Here is a 13,507-nt window from a genome sequence, read left to right on the forward strand (position 1 = left end):
GCTTCAGCGCAGCCAGTGGACGCCCAGCGTGGCATAGGCTTCGGACGGGCGGTCGCTCGTGCGTTGCCAGCCACCCGAGAGGCGCCAGACGACGCCGAACAGGCGCAGGCCCGTCAGGTGCAGGCCGAGTCTCAGCTTGGTGTAGTCGCGGGCACGGTAGGCCTCGACCTCCGGTCCGGCATAGACATCCTGCGACAGCCATCCCCGCGGCAACAGCCAGCCGGGCGCGGCGCGGCCCCAGAGCCTTCCGTCGAGCGTCGAGGCATAGGCGCTGGCGTGCAGCATCATGCCCGGCACCGGCGTCATCCAGAGGTCGCCCTGCAGTCGCGCGCCATAACGGTGGGTGGTGACGGTGGCACGTGGCTCCTCACGCTGCTCACCCTCGTAGTCGGAGCCGGCATAGAGCGACAGGAAGCTGTCGCCGATGCGCCATTCATAGCCGATCAGCGCCTGCGACTCGCTCTTGTAGGCCAGGCCGTGCGGGCGCTGCCGCTGCGCCTGCTCCTGTGCGCCGCCGACCTTGAGCAGCATGCGGAAACCGCTGCCGGCGAGGGCGCCGGTCAGCGCCTTCTTCATGCCGAGCGAAACGAAGGTCTTGGCCGGGCCGGCCTCGAGGGAGCCGAACAGGACGGTGGAGAGAGCCGCGCGCTCCTCCGCCTCGCCCTCGGTTTCGGCCTCCTGCGCGACAGCGCCTCCGGCCAGCCCCGCCGTCAGGACGGCGGCCAGCATCGCGCTCCCCGCGATCGACCCTGCATACGCCACGCACGCACATCCCGGACGGGCGCGGCCCGCCAGGCGGCGCCGGGATGATTGCAACAGCTGCAACCTGGACTTGCAAGTTTTTATTAACCAAGCGGGCGCAGCCTGGGGATCGGATCCGGCTCAGCTTTCAGCGTTCACCGACGAGGGGAGAGGCAGATGATCACGACGGACTTCATGCGCCAATTGGCGGGATATGGTCTGACGACCGCGACGATCCTGTACCGGATGCCGGATCACCGCCATGTGCTGCAGAGTTATATCTGGCAGAACTACGATCTGGCGCCGCGCTTTCCGGTGCTGCGCGACTTCCTCGATTTCTGGGAACGCGAACTGGAGGGGCCGCTGCATTCGGTGACGGTCGCACATTCGCGGCTGATCCGCCCGGCCGAGATCGTCAACATCGACGGCGTGCTGACCCTGCATTGAGCTCCCGCGTCGGCCCCGCTTGTTGACGGCGCGCGCCGCGTGCTAGGCCGCTGGTCCTGCCACGGCCCGGCCCGGTCTCTTGTCATCACCCCTACGCACCTCCGGGATTCTGACGGCGCTGGCGGCGCTGCCGGGGGACCGCATCGCGATCGGTTCGATCGTCGCCGCGCTGAAGGACCGCGCCTATGCTCTGCTCGTCGTGCTGCTCGGCCTGCCGAACTGTCTGCCGATGCCGCCGCCGATCCCGCTGGTCTGCGGCCTCGTCCTGATCTTCGTCGCCATTCAGATGCTGACGGGCCGCGTCATTCCCTGGCTGCCGCCCGCGCTGCTGTCACGCAGCATCGGCAAGCCGGTGCTGACGCGGGCGGTGGACCGGGCGGTGCCGCTGCTGGTCCGGCTGGAGCGGATCTCGCGGCCGAGGCTGACCGTGCTCGGCAGCCGCTATGCCATCCCCGTGATCGGGCTCCTGATCCTGGTGCTGGCGCTCGGGCTCGTCGTCGCCGCCCCCTTCATCGGGCAGATCCCGCTCGGCCTCGCGGTCTGCCTCGTCGGGCTCGGCCTGGTCGAGCGCGACGGCCTGCTGATCATCGCGGGTGCGGCGTTCGGTGCCGTCGGGCTCGTGCTGAGTGCCGGCTTCGCCTATGCGATCTTCAGCGGGATCCACGGGCTGTTGTTCTGAACCCGGTCGCGCCTGGGCCGGGTGTCGTTCTCAGGCGGCGGCCAGAACGGTGGCGAAGGGCTTTTCGCGCGAAAGCAGGGCGTCGATCTCCTCGGCCGGGACGCCCTTCGAGAACAGGAAGCCCTGCAGCTCGTGGCAGCCGATGGCCTGCAGGAAGCGGTGCTGCTCGGCGGTCTCGACGCCCTCGGCGCAGACCCGCAGGCCGAGCGCGCGGCCGAGATGGGCGATCGAGTGGACGAGGATCGCGGATTCGCCCGTCGTCTCCATGTATTCCAGGAAGGAGCGGTCGATCTTGATCTTGTCGAAGGCGAAGCGCCGCAGATAGATCAGGCTCGAATAGCCGGTGCCGAAATCGTCCAGCGCCAGGCAGACTCCGTGCGCGCGCAGATCCATCATCGCGGCCTCGGCGGCGTCGGCATCGTCGACGACCACGCCTTCGGTCAGTTCGAGCTCGAGCCGGCTCGGATCGAAGCCCGTCTCGTCGAGGACGCGGATGACGTTGGCGACGAAGTCCTTGTGGCGGAACTGGATCGGCGAGACGTTGACGGCGAGGCGGATGCCCTCCCAGCGCTTCGCCTCCTTGCAGGCCTGGCGCAGCACCCATTCGCTCAGCGGCACGATCAGGCCCCGCTCCTCGGCGATGCCGATGAACTCGGAGGGCGGCACCATGCCGTGCTCGGGATGGTTCCAGCGCACCAGCGCCTCGACGCCGACGATGGTGGCGCCGTCGACGGAGACCTGCGGCTGGTAATGCAGCAGCAATTCGTCGTTCTCGATGGCGCGGCGCAGATCCTCCTCGACCATGCGCTTGAGGGCCAGCGTGCGGTTCATCTGCGCCTCGAAGAAGGAGTAGCGGTTGCGGCCGCCGTTCTTCGATTGGTAGAGCGCGGTGTCGGCCAGCCGCAGCAGGACCTCGCGATCCGTCGCATCCTCGGGGGCGAGCGCGATGCCGATCGAGCAGCCGATCGTCGTCGCCACGCCCATGATCACGAAGGGCTCGGTGAGGGCCTCCAGGATGCGCTCCCCGAGCGCGGCGCAGCCGGCGGGGAAGTTGGCATGGGTCTGGATGATGCCGAATTCGTCGCCGCCGATGCGCGCGACCGTGTCGCCGCTCCGGACCAGCCGGGAGAGCCGCTGGGCGACCTGCCGGATCAACTCGTCGCCGGCGGTGTGGCCATAAGTGTCGTTCACCGCCTTGAAGCGATCGAGGTCGATCAGCATGACCGCCAGGCCCTTGCCGCTGCGGGCGCTGTGCGCGAGTTCCTGGTCCAGGCGGAGGTCGAAGGTGCGGCGGTTGGGCAGGAGCGACAGCTCGTCCTGGCCGGCGAGGCGCTGGATCTGGCTTTCGCGGATGGCGATCTGCTGCGCCGCGCCGCGCAGCCTCTGCACGACGAAGGCGAAGATGCCGGCGAAGAGAATGCCGACGCCCGAAAGAGCCCAGACGAACTGGCGCAGCATCGCGTCGCCCGGCCGCTCGGGAGTCCAGCTGAGCCAGGCCCGCACGCCGCCATCGGGGGCCGGAATCGCGCGCCGGGACAGAGGATCGGCCGGCATCTCGCTGACGATGCGAATATTGGCAACCCGATAGCGATGCGACAGCTCGGCCAGCATGGTGCTGGTGACCCGGCGATAGCCGACGATCCGGATGGGGCCCAGCAGGTGCGCAAGCGAACCCGGACGCGCGGGCACCTCCATCATCATCACGCTGATGGTGTCGAAGCCGTCATGGGTCAGAGACCAGGACGTCATGCCCGGCCCGCCGCGCAGGTCGGGCAGCTTGCGCAGCGCCGGCTCGATCTTCGAGCCTCCGGGAAGCGCCGGGCTGAAATGTCTCAGTCCCTCATAGCCGGTCTGCCCCGAGGGACTGTCCCCCTCGATCCCGGCGAAGACGATGCCAGAGGCGCCGACGACATAGGCGCCGTCGAATTCCAGAAAGCGGCTGCCGAGGCGCCCCAGCGTCGCCTGCAGCGCGCCCAGCGGATCATGGCCGGCAAAGGGCACCTGCAGATCGCCTGCGGCTGTCAGGCTCTGGAAGCGGAGTTCGCGCAGGCGGACCTGGCTCTCGATCGCGGCGTCGATGCGGTCGCGCTGCCGCTCGGCCTCGAGGCGGTTTGCGTCACTGGTGATCGCGAGGACGACGGCGACGGCCGCCGCCATCACCATGATGAAAGCGCAGCCCAATGTCGCGACCGAACTCCTCAGCATCCGGGCGGATGCGTCGGCGTTGGTCAATTTTCCGACGGAAGGCGACGACATCAGAGGTCCTGGAGCGGCCAAGTTGAGCCGAACCATCGCAGGGATGTCTTGATATCCCGTTGACGCATCTGAGCATCGTCGAGCTATCTCGGCGGGTCTTTCTCAATCCTTCGCGGGCTCGTAGGGCGGTCTGGGGATCGCCGTATGGGCCGCGCGAAGCGCCGCCGACCAGCGTTCGCGCAGATCATGGAAGTAGGGTTCTCCCGCCTCGATGCGGCGGGTCAGTTCCGGTTCGTCGGCGTCGCGGCGCATCACGAGCAGATCGATGGGCAGCCCGACGCCGAGATTGGAGCGCATCGTCGAGTCCATCGAGATCAGCCCGACCTTGAGCGCATCGTAGAGATGGGTCTTGAAGGTGATGGCACGGTTGAGGATCGGTTTGCCGTATTTGTGCTCGCCGATCTGCAGGAAGGGCGCGTCCATGCCGCATTCGATGAAATTGCCGGCGCCATAGATCATGAACAGACGCATCGGCTGGCCCCGGATCTGCCCGCCGAACAGCATCGAGACGTCGAACTTCACGCCGGCTTCCTTCAGCGCCGGGCCGTCCTCGGCCCTGACATGGCGGATGGCGCGACCGACGAGCTGGGCCGCCCGGAACATCGAGGTCGCGCCCTGCAGGGTGTCGCTCTCGCCGGTTTCCGGATTGGGCAGTCCCTCATGCAGCAGGCTGACCACGGACTGTGTGACCGAGAGGTTGCCGGCTGTCATCAGCCCGAAGGTGCGGTCGCCCGGCCAGGAGAAGACATGCAGCTTGCGGAAGGTCGAGATGTCGTCGAGCCCCGCATTGGTGCGGGTATCGGCGATCATGACGAGCCCGTCCTGAACGAGGATTCCGGCGCAATAGGTCAAAGGGGTGATCCTGGTCTGGCGAAAGCGGGTGGCGCTGTCGTCGCACATCGCCGGACGCCCCGCCAGCCATGAGGCCGCGGGCGGACCTCGCTGTCCGCGCGCGCGAGCTATTGGTTCGCGGCGCGCCCGTCGGCGTTGCGGGCGCTGACCCGCACGGCGAGCGCCTCGCCATCGCCGCCCTTGCGCGCCCCGCGCACGGGAGCCGCGTCCGCGAAATCGAGCCCGGCCGCGACGCGGACATGAGTGTCGATCGGGCACAGGCCGTTGGCGGGGTCGAAGCCGATCCAGCCATAGCCGTCGAGATGGACCTCCGCCCAGGCATGGGCGCCGTTGGCATGGGGGAGGGTGTCGGACTGGGCGACATAGCCGGAGATGTAGCGGGCCGGGACGTCGAGCTGGCGGGCGCAGGTCATGAAGACATGGGCCATGTCCTGCGGGATGCTCTCCCCGGCGGCGAAGGCGGCGGCGGCGCCGAGGCCGGTGCGCTGCCCGGTTTCGACGCAGGGCAGCGTCTCGTGCAGGGCGTCCATCAGCGCATGCATCTTCGACAGCGGCGTTTCGGCCGCGCGGGTGACATCCTCCGCAAAGGCGGCGAGCGCCGCGTCGCGCATCGTCAGCAGCGTGTCGCGGCGGAAGACCTCGACCGGAACGCGCTCGGTGACGCCGCGGACGATGCCGGCGAGATCGGTGGTCTCGATCAGCCCCTCGACCTGGATCGCCATCTCGGCGATCGGGCCGTCGGCCGAGAAGGTGTGGACGATGTTGCCGAAGGGGTCCTGCGTCGCGCGCAGCCGCCCGTCGATGGTCGGCTCGATGCGCCAGTTCATCACGTGCTGGCCATCATGGTCGCGCGGGGTCAGCCGCAGGATCTGCGTGATATGCCGCGCCGGCTCGGCATAGACGTAGGCGATCGTGTGGGAAATCCTGATCCGCATGGCAATCGCAACTGGAGGCGTCGGGCTTTGCTGTCTTCGGAGGTCTCAGTCGCCGCAGCCGCCCGGAGACGGGCGGCTGTGGCCGTTCACTGCAGGTACTGCTCGAAAATGGTGCCGCCGAGCCGGTTGTTCTCGGTGATGAAGTCCTCGATGAATTCGTGCAGCCCGTGCTGGAAGACGTCGTCGATGCTGGTGCTCGAGAGATTGGCGAGCGTCTTGCGCGCCTGGCGCTGGGCCGGGCCCTGGCGGCCATAGGAATCGCCGAGCAGGTCGAGGAAGCGCGAGATGTTCTCGTAGCAGGCGGCCAGCGAGCGCGGCATGCGCCGGTTGAGGATCAGGAGGTCGGCGATCAGCAGCGGCTTCACCGCCTCGCGATAGACCCAGTGATACGCGGTGAGCGCCGAGACCTCGCGCAGCACGGTGGTCCACTGGAAATAGTCGAGCGACCCGCCGACCTGCTCGTTGGCCGGCAGCAGCACATGGTACTTCACGTCGAGGATGCGGGCGGTGTTGTCGGCGCGCTCGACATAGACGCCGAGCCGCGAGAACCAGTAGCCGTCGTCGCGCAGCATGGTGCGGTAGGCCGAGCCGTCGAAGACGAGCGAGACGTTCTTCACCCAGTCGAGGAAGCGGGCGAACTCCTCGCGGTCCATGCGCTTCTTCTCGAAGCGCTGCAGCTCCAGCCAGGCCCCGTTGAGCGCATCCCACATCTCCGAGGTCAGCGCGGTGCGGACGCCGCGCGCATTGGAGCGGGCGAGCGCGAGGCAGTTGCGGATCGAGGAGGGGTTGTCGGGGTTGAAGGTCAGGAAGTCGCAGACATTGCGCTCATTGGCCTCGCCATAGGCCTGGGCGAAGGCCTCGTCGCAGCCTGCGGTGGCGACCGCGCTCTGCCATTCGCTGCCGGCGCCGCCATAGGAGGAGGGCAGGTTGGAGAGGCGCATCGTGGCGTCGAGGATGCGGGCGAGGTATTCCGCCCGCTCGACGTAGCGGGAGACCCAGTAGAGGCTGTCGGCGGTGCGCGAGAGCATAGTCAGATCGGGCCTTCTGGCGACGAGGCGGGAGGAATCGACAGGTCGGTGGAACAGGGAGCCGGTGCCGAGATCAGGCATCGAGCACCCAGGTGTCCTTGGTGCCACCGCCCTGGCTGGAGTTCACGACGAGGGAGCCTTCCTTGAGGGCGACGCGGGTCAGGCCGCCCGGCACGCAGGAGATGCCGTTGGCGCCCGACAGCACATAGGGCCGCAGATCGACATGGCGCGGAGCCACGCCGGAGGCGACGAAGGTCGGGCAGGTCGAGAGCGCCAGCGTCGGCTGGGCGATGAAGCCTTCGGGGCTCGCCTTGAGCTTGCGGCGGAAGGTCTCGATCTGCGCCTTGTTGGCGTGGGGGCCGACCAGCATGCCGTAGCCGCCCGAGCCGTTGACCTCCTTGACGACGAGCTGCTCGAGATTGTCGAGCACATAGGCGTTGGCTTCCGGCTCGCGGCAGCGCCAGGTCGGTACATTCTTCAGGATCGGCTCCTCGCCGGTGAAGAACTTCACGATCTCGGGCATGTAGCTGTAGACCGCCTTGTCGTCGGCGACGCCGGTGCCGACCGCATTGGCGAGCGTGACGTTGCCGGCCTTGTAGGCGCCGATCAGCCCGGGAACGCCGAGCACCGAGTCGCTGCGGAAGACCAGCGGGTCGATGAAGTCGTCGTCGATGCGGCGGTAGATGACGTCGACGCGCTTGGGCCCCTGCGTGGTGCGCATGTAGACCACGTCGTCCTTGACCAGCAGGTCCGAGCCCTCGACCAGCTCGACGCCGAGCTTGTCGGCCAGGAAGGAGTGCTCGTAGAAGGCCGAGTTGAACTGGCCCGGCGTCAGCAGGCAGATGTTGGGGTCTGACGACGCGCTGCGCGGCGCCACCGAACGCAGCGTCGCCAGCAGCTGATCGGGATAGTTGTCGACCGGCGCGACGCGATGCGTGGCGAAGAGCTCCGGGAAGAGCCGCAGCATCACCTCGCGGTTCTCCATCATGTAGGAGACGCCGGACGGCGTGCGGGCATTGTCCTCCAGCACATAGAAGGTGTCTGCATCGACGCGGACGATGTCGATGCCGGCGATGTGGCAGTAGATGCCGTGCGGCACCTGGAAATCGACCATTTCGAGCTGGTAGCAGGCGTTGCGATAGACCAGGTCGGCCGGGATGATGCCGGCCTTGATGCATTCCTTGGGGCCGTAGACATCGGCCAGGAACATGTTGAGCGCGGTGACCCGCTGGCGCAGGCCGGCCTCGAGCTTGGTCCATTCCGGCTTGGTGAGCACGCGCGGGATGATGTCGAAAGGGATCAGGCGCTCGGTCGATTCCTCGTCGCCATAGACGGCGAAGGTGATGCCGATGCGGCGGAAGAAGAGTTCGGCCTGGCTGCGCCGCAGCGCCAGCATCTCCGGCGGCGCTTCCTTCAGCCAGCGGTCCAGCGCCGTATAGGCCTGCCGGACGTCGCCCTCCGTCCCCGTCATCTCGTCGAACGCGACCATGCAGCCTTCTTTCCCCATTTTCAGCAGCCTATGCGCATTCGCAGGCGTTCGGAAAGGGGGCCGATGGTCAGGGGTGCGCCGCCTGTTGCCTAATCCTTGCGCAAATGCCGGCGACGCTCAAACGGGCCTGTCCCGCCGGGAACAGCGCCGCTCGTCTCCGTTCCCTAGCGTCATGAAACCAGGCGGTTCGCAGGGGCGGGCAGGGACAACGACGATGGCAAAGATTCTCGATTTCGGTGACGATCAGATCTTCTTCACGGTGACGATGGGCGTCGGCCCGGGCCGAGCCAATAATCGCGACGACGTCACCCTGGTCCAATACTATCTCAACCTCTGGATCTCGCATGAGTTGGTTGCGGCCGAGCGCCGGCAGTTCGGCGAGCGAGCCAGGCAGCTTCTCGCGACCGACGGCATCATCGGGCCGAAGACGAAGGCGCGGATCAAGATGTTCGAGCTGGACACCCGCAAAAACCTTCGGCGTCCTCGCAAACTGCCCGAGGTGCCATGAACGCCACAGAATCAGAACGAGAACAGAGCGGAATCAAATTCGTAGGTGACGTAGCTTGTCGGGCACCCCGATAGGTTTTTGCGGGTGTCCAGCTCAGAAACTACCGACAATGCTCGGGAAAGACCCAGCCCGGCGTTATCGGCCGAACCGCGCATCTAACCACTCCGTCATCTCTCAAGACGACGGAATCACGCCAAGCTCCCCATGAGAAGAGCCTTTTTCCTTGACCTGCTAAACGTCACCGCCAGAACATGCTGACGGTGACGCTTCATTGTCAGAAGGCGTAGCGGAGGATCGCGGCGAGATCAGCTTTTTCTGGAATGTTATCACGCCGCGCGGCAATCACCCGGCCGCCGGCCTGCATGGTCCGGCGCGCGATCTCATCGACCACACCATAGTTCTTGGCGTCCGGCGCTTTGTCGAATGTGACGACGCCGTCGTCGTCAATCGAGCCTGAAATGACCGCATCCATATCCACGATCAACGTATCGATGGCACCATGGGTGGCCGCTGCCGCAGCCTTGGCAATGTCGGCGGTCGCGCGATCCTGCCGCGCCCGCCGGGCGTATAGATCAGCGAAGGCCGCGATTTCCCCAGCGTAGAGGGTATCGAGCACCGCGCGCGCGGCGCTGGCCAGTTCATGGTCCGGGGTATGGTCGGCGCTTCCGGGGATCACTTCAGCTGCGATGTTGTGGTAGCTGGAGACGTGGCGGAACACCGAGGCAAGGGGCTCGGCTGCAGCCACGATGAGAGGACGCTGGCGACCCGTGAGCACGGGATTTAGGGCCTTGTCGACCGCGCGGCTATACCGTGTAAGCAAAGCATTCTCACTGCCTTCCCCGGCACTGCTCATATCACCGGAGCGTTCCAGATGGCTACGCCGGCCAAGTGCGTCCGCCATGCTTTTGGGTAGGCCAGGCACGGTAACCTCTCGCGGCGCACTGTCCGCGGTAACCTCGATTAACCGCACTGCACCCATGCTGATCGCAAGAACATAGGCATGGTGCGGAAAAGTGACGGCGCGCAGCAACGGCTTCAGGTGAAATCTGTCTGACACCTCAGCGAGATTGGTCACATGGTTGCCGAGTTGATAGGTGAACAAGCGTTCGGGTGTCGCGAAGATCGCGAGACTGTTGGCTTGCGTGGCCCAAAAATCATCATCATCGATTAGGTCAGTGACATAGCTCTCGATGGGCGCAATGCTGCGTTTGTCGATACCAGCCGCTGTCATCTCATCAAGCGCGGTTTTCAGCAGATTCTTCAACGCAATGCGGTCACTCTTCGCATCTTGCGTCACCGGTGTCGTCCGCAGATAGATAGAAAGGGCCGGCGTCGCACGGACGGCTGCGATCTTTTCGATATCGTAAGACGTCGGAATGTGGGTGTGAAGCATGTCACTTCCTTGAACGACAGCGGGATTACATTTGTGGCGCAGCTCCGGTAACACGGCACGACGTGCATTTCGAGGTCCTGCAAACTCGTTTTTAGCGAGTACCATGCAGCAATTGCGCCCAACCCATCAGAGCGCCAGAAGTCGGATGGTTCTTGCGGGTGTCCAGCTGTGGATGAACGACATGGACCCCAAGCGGCGGGGCGATGGCTGTATCGATCGCATGCCCAACGACAGGCCCGGATATCAGCGCGCCGACGGGAGTTCCGGGGTCTGCATGATTTTCTACCTCAACCAATATGTGGTGGAGTTCTACGAGCCGGTCTACGGCAATCTCCTGAACCTGACCCGCCGCCCGGATTTTCCGCCGCGCCTGCGCTCGCTGGTCAATCGCTATTCCGCCCGCGTCGCCTGACGCCAGCGCCGCCCGAGGGGCGGCGAAGGCGGGGCCTAGATCAGCCCCAGCCCGCGGAAGCTCGCATGGCCGTCGCGGCCGACGATGACGTGGTCGTGGATCGCGATGCCCAAGGGCTTCGCGATATCAACGAGTTCGCGGGTCATCTTGACGTCGGCGGCCGAGGGCGTCGGGTCGCCCGAGGGGTGGTTGTGGACCAGGATGATCGCCGAGGCGGAGAGTTCAAGGGCGCGCCTCACGACCTCGCGCGGGTAGACCGGGGTGTGGTCGACCGTGCCGGTCTGCTGCACCTCGTCGGCGATGACGGCGTTCTTCTTGTCGAGGAAGAGCAGCCGGAACTGCTCGCGCTCGGCGAAGGCCATGGTCGTGCGGCAGTAGTCGAGCACCGCAGACCAGGAGGACAGCACGGTGCGCCGCGTGACGGCACCCCTGGCCATGCGCTGCAGGGCTGCCTCGACCACCTTCAGATCGAGCGCGACGCCCTCGCCGATGCCCTTGACCTCGGTCAGCCGTGCCGCCGGGGCACCGAGCACCTCGGCGAAGGAGCCGAAGCGCGCGATCAGCTCCTTGGCGAGCGGCTTGACGTCGCGCTGCGGGATCGAGCGGAAGAGCAGCAGTTCGAGCAGTTCGTAATCGGGCAGGGTGTCGGCGCCCGCCTCCTGAAAGCGGGTGCGCAGCCGCTCGCGATGGCCGAGATAATGCGGCTCCTGGTTGTGTTCTCCGTCGGCATTCTTTCTTTTTGACACGTTTCGCAGCGTCTGATTTGATCGTTGGAAAGCACAATCCGGAGGGATTGAGATGGTCGTGAAGCTCTCACTATCACAGTTGCTTGCCCAAGCCGAAGCCGGGACGCTGACAGCCGAAGCCGCCGGACGCTACTTTCTGCCGGACGATGCTGCCGGCACGCCGTTCGAGCCGGCGGTCCGGTTCAATCCCAAAACCGTCAATGTGACCGCACTGCGGGGCTCGGCCAGTGTTCTGGCGTCCGCACTGGCGCGAGACATTGGTCGCAGCTCCGCTACCCTGCGCCACGCCGTGCCCGGCCCGTTCTTCGCGCGAAAGGCCGTTACGAGCGGCGAGGCGATCGCTGCGGCCGAGGCGGGCGCCACCATTCTCGCCGAGGGCGACTCCTGGTTCGATCTTCCCTTCATCTACCCGCGAACGCTGGTCGATTTCCTGGGAGAGCGGCATGCGGTCGTCACGCTGGCGCAATGGGGCGACACGCTCGAAGGCATGATTGCCGCCAAGCAATTCGTGAAGCCGTTGCGAACCAAGGCCTTCAAGCATTTCCTGTTTTCGGGTGGTGGCAACGACATCGTCGGCGGCGGCAAACTCGAGCTCTTCCTGAGGCAATTCGATGTCGGCCACGCCGATCCCAGCGACGCGTCGTGGTACATCAACGACCTGTTCGTGGACGCGCTCGATCGCGTCATGGGGCACTATCGGGAGTTGCTGAAGATCGTCGTGCGCGAGTTGCCAAAGACGAAGTTGGTCATACACGGCTACGACTACGTGATCCCGCAGCAGAACGGACACTGGCTCGGGAATGCGATGACCTTCCGCGGGCTCGATCCGGTCTACAAGGCCCCTCTGTGCAAGGCCGTGATCAAGGTGATGATCGATGCCTTCAACAGTCGGCTGAAGCAGTTTGCCGACGGGTCCAGCGGCGCCGTCATCTACGTCGATCTCAGGAAGAAGGCCCATGCCGACGATTGGTTCGACGAACTGCATGCGCGCGAGAACGCGACCAAGCGTTTCGCCGCGGCCTTCGAGCAGGCGATCGGTTCCTGAGGTCGGCCCGGCTTAGCCGGCGGCCAGCGGGTTGTCCCGTCCCGACGGCGAGAGCGTGAAGATCTCGCAGCCGGTCTCGGTCACGCCGATCGTGTGCTCGAACTGGGCGGAGAGCGAGCGGTCCCGCGTCACCGCGGTCCAGCCGTCGGAGAGCACCTTCACCCCGGCCTTGCCGAGATTGATCATCGGCTCGATGGTGAAGATCATCCCCGGCTTCAGCTGCGGGCCTTCGCCCGGCGAGCCGTAATGCAGGATGTTGGGGGCGTCGTGGAAATTGCGGCCGACGCCGTGGCCGCAGAAATCCCTGACCACCGAGCAGCGCTCGGCCTCGGCATAGCGCTGGATGGCGAAGCCGATATCGCCGGTGGTGGCGCCGGCGCGCACCGCCTTGATGCCGCGCATGAGGCTCTCATAGGTGATCTCGACCAGGCGCTCGGCCTTCCGCGAGATCGCGCCGACGCCGTACATCCGGCTCGAATCGCCGTGCCAGCCATCGACGATCAGCGTGTAGTCGATGTTGAGGATATCGCCGTCGCGCAGCGGCTTGTCGTCGGGAATGCCATGGCAGACGACATGGTTGATCGAGGTGCAGATCGACTTGGTGTAGCCGCGATAGAACAACGTGGCGGGGTAGGCGCCGTTGTCGCGCGCGAACTGGAAGGCGAGGTCGTCGAGACGCTGGGTGGTGACGCCGGGCTTGACGTAGGAGCCGAGCATGTCGAGGCCCTCGGCCGTCAGACGGCCGGCCTTATGCATGGCCGCGAAGGCGTCCGCGCCGTGAATCTTGATGGCCGGCTCGCGGTGCCGCGACCGGCCCAGTGTCTCGTCAAAGGTCATGTTCGCCGGACAACTCCTCGCCGGGCCTATCTATTGCGTTTGGCGGACGGCGCAAGGCGGCTCGTCCCGTCGTCTTCACGTCGCTTTGACCCTCGGCGTGTCGCGCCGGCTGGCGTCACTGGCCGCGCGCGTGTATCAG

Annotated in this window: 14 protein-coding genes; 5 read left to right on the top strand and 9 right to left on the bottom strand. The window is 66.0% G+C overall.

The window, feature by feature from the left end:
- Positions 1–3 precede the first annotated feature (3 nt).
- Entirely contained in the window at positions 4–762 is a 759-nt protein-coding gene (gene bcsS / locus SJY11_RS12120) for a cellulose biosynthesis protein BcsS (protein ID WP_376986876.1), read from the bottom strand.
- Positions 763–918: 156 nt separating this feature from the next.
- Here bcsS and SJY11_RS12125 point away from each other — a divergent pair, with 156 nt between their 5' ends.
- Positions 919–1,188 carry an usg protein gene (locus SJY11_RS12125; protein WP_376986877.1) on the top strand — a complete coding sequence of 90 codons (270 nt, stop codon included), beginning with the start codon at positions 919–921 and terminating at the stop codon, positions 1,186–1,188.
- A gap of 79 nt (positions 1,189–1,267) precedes the next feature.
- Entirely contained in the window at positions 1,268–1,867 is a 600-nt protein-coding gene (locus SJY11_RS12130) for an exopolysaccharide biosynthesis protein (RefSeq protein WP_326909438.1), read from the top strand.
- Positions 1,868–1,897: 30 nt separating this feature from the next.
- On the opposite strand, the gene SJY11_RS12135 is transcribed toward SJY11_RS12130, so the two are convergent.
- From SJY11_RS12135 to SJY11_RS12155, 5 genes are all read right to left on the bottom strand, one after another.
- Positions 1,898–4,123 carry a putative bifunctional diguanylate cyclase/phosphodiesterase gene (locus tag SJY11_RS12135; protein WP_376986878.1) on the bottom strand — a complete coding sequence of 742 codons (2,226 nt, stop codon included), beginning with the start codon at positions 4,121–4,123 and terminating at the stop codon, positions 1,898–1,900.
- Positions 4,124–4,225: 102 nt separating this feature from the next.
- A complete protein-coding gene (locus SJY11_RS12140; protein WP_376989314.1) occupies positions 4,226–4,975 on the bottom strand; it encodes a proteasome-type protease in 750 nt (249 codons plus the stop codon).
- A 107-nt stretch (positions 4,976–5,082) separates the two neighbouring features.
- On the bottom strand, positions 5,083–5,910 hold the full coding sequence (locus SJY11_RS12145; RefSeq protein WP_376986880.1) for a transglutaminase family protein: 828 nt from the start codon (positions 5,908–5,910) through the stop codon (positions 5,083–5,085).
- 86 nt (positions 5,911–5,996) lie between these two features.
- Positions 5,997–6,938: an alpha-E domain-containing protein gene (locus SJY11_RS12150; RefSeq protein ID WP_376989315.1), complete on the bottom strand. Its 942-nt coding sequence runs from the start codon at positions 6,936–6,938 to the stop codon at positions 5,997–5,999.
- Between the two features lie 73 nt (positions 6,939–7,011).
- Entirely contained in the window at positions 7,012–8,427 is a 1,416-nt protein-coding gene (locus SJY11_RS12155) for a circularly permuted type 2 ATP-grasp protein (RefSeq protein WP_376986881.1), read from the bottom strand.
- 214 nt (positions 8,428–8,641) lie between these two features.
- On the opposite strand from SJY11_RS12155, the gene SJY11_RS12160 reads away from it, so the two are divergent.
- Complete coding sequence (locus tag SJY11_RS12160; RefSeq protein ID WP_376986882.1) at positions 8,642–8,935, top strand: hypothetical protein; 294 nt, start codon at positions 8,642–8,644, stop codon at positions 8,933–8,935.
- 274 nt (positions 8,936–9,209) lie between these two features.
- Here SJY11_RS12160 and SJY11_RS12165 read toward each other — a convergent pair whose 3' ends face one another.
- Positions 9,210–10,328, bottom strand: a complete 1,119-nt coding sequence (locus tag SJY11_RS12165) for a baeRF11 domain-containing protein (RefSeq protein ID WP_376986883.1) — start codon at positions 10,326–10,328, stop codon at positions 9,210–9,212.
- Between the two features lie 172 nt (positions 10,329–10,500).
- Between SJY11_RS12165 and SJY11_RS12170 the strand changes: the two genes are divergently transcribed.
- Positions 10,501–10,740, top strand: coding sequence for a hypothetical protein (locus tag SJY11_RS12170; protein ID WP_376986884.1), 240 nt, complete (start codon positions 10,501–10,503; stop codon positions 10,738–10,740).
- 35 nt (positions 10,741–10,775) lie between these two features.
- On the opposite strand, the gene radC is transcribed toward SJY11_RS12170, so the two are convergent.
- Positions 10,776–11,486 carry a RadC family protein gene (gene radC / locus SJY11_RS12175; protein ID WP_236840413.1) on the bottom strand — a complete coding sequence of 237 codons (711 nt, stop codon included), beginning with the start codon at positions 11,484–11,486 and terminating at the stop codon, positions 10,776–10,778.
- Positions 11,487–11,538: 52 nt separating this feature from the next.
- Between radC and SJY11_RS12180 the strand changes: the two genes are divergently transcribed.
- Entirely contained in the window at positions 11,539–12,531 is a 993-nt protein-coding gene (locus tag SJY11_RS12180; protein WP_376986885.1) for a hypothetical protein, read from the top strand.
- Positions 12,532–12,543: 12 nt separating this feature from the next.
- Here SJY11_RS12180 and map read toward each other — a convergent pair whose 3' ends face one another.
- Positions 12,544–13,368 (bottom strand): type I methionyl aminopeptidase, encoded by an 825-nt coding sequence (map, locus tag SJY11_RS12185; RefSeq protein WP_069055643.1) that lies wholly within the window; start codon positions 13,366–13,368, stop codon positions 12,544–12,546.
- Positions 13,369–13,507 lie beyond the last annotated feature (139 nt).

Origin of the sequence: Allobosea sp. R86505 (assembly GCF_042466375.1) — a bacterium.
Classification (GTDB): domain Bacteria; phylum Pseudomonadota; class Alphaproteobacteria; order Rhizobiales; family Beijerinckiaceae; genus Allobosea.

Coding starts and splice junctions, on each gene's coding strand:
- SJY11_RS12150 (WP_376989315.1), bottom strand. CDS start 6,938: ATGCTCTCGCGCACCGCCGACAGCCTCTACTGGGTCTCCCGCTACGTC.
- SJY11_RS12125 (WP_376986877.1), top strand. CDS start 919: ATGATCACGACGGACTTCATGCGCCAATTGGCGGGATATGGTCTGACG.
- SJY11_RS12160 (WP_376986882.1), top strand. CDS start 8,642: ATGGCAAAGATTCTCGATTTCGGTGACGATCAGATCTTCTTCACGGTG.
- SJY11_RS12180 (WP_376986885.1), top strand. CDS start 11,539: ATGGTCGTGAAGCTCTCACTATCACAGTTGCTTGCCCAAGCCGAAGCC.
- SJY11_RS12165 (WP_376986883.1), bottom strand. CDS start 10,328: ATGCTTCACACCCACATTCCGACGTCTTACGATATCGAAAAGATCGCA.
- SJY11_RS12155 (WP_376986881.1), bottom strand. CDS start 8,427: ATGGTCGCGTTCGACGAGATGACGGGGACGGAGGGCGACGTCCGGCAG.
- SJY11_RS12135 (WP_376986878.1), bottom strand. CDS start 4,123: ATGTCGTCGCCTTCCGTCGGAAAATTGACCAACGCCGACGCATCCGCC.
- map (WP_069055643.1), bottom strand. CDS start 13,368: ATGACCTTTGACGAGACACTGGGCCGGTCGCGGCACCGCGAGCCGGCC.
- SJY11_RS12170 (WP_376986884.1), top strand. CDS start 10,501: ATGAACGACATGGACCCCAAGCGGCGGGGCGATGGCTGTATCGATCGC.
- SJY11_RS12145 (WP_376986880.1), bottom strand. CDS start 5,910: ATGCGGATCAGGATTTCCCACACGATCGCCTACGTCTATGCCGAGCCG.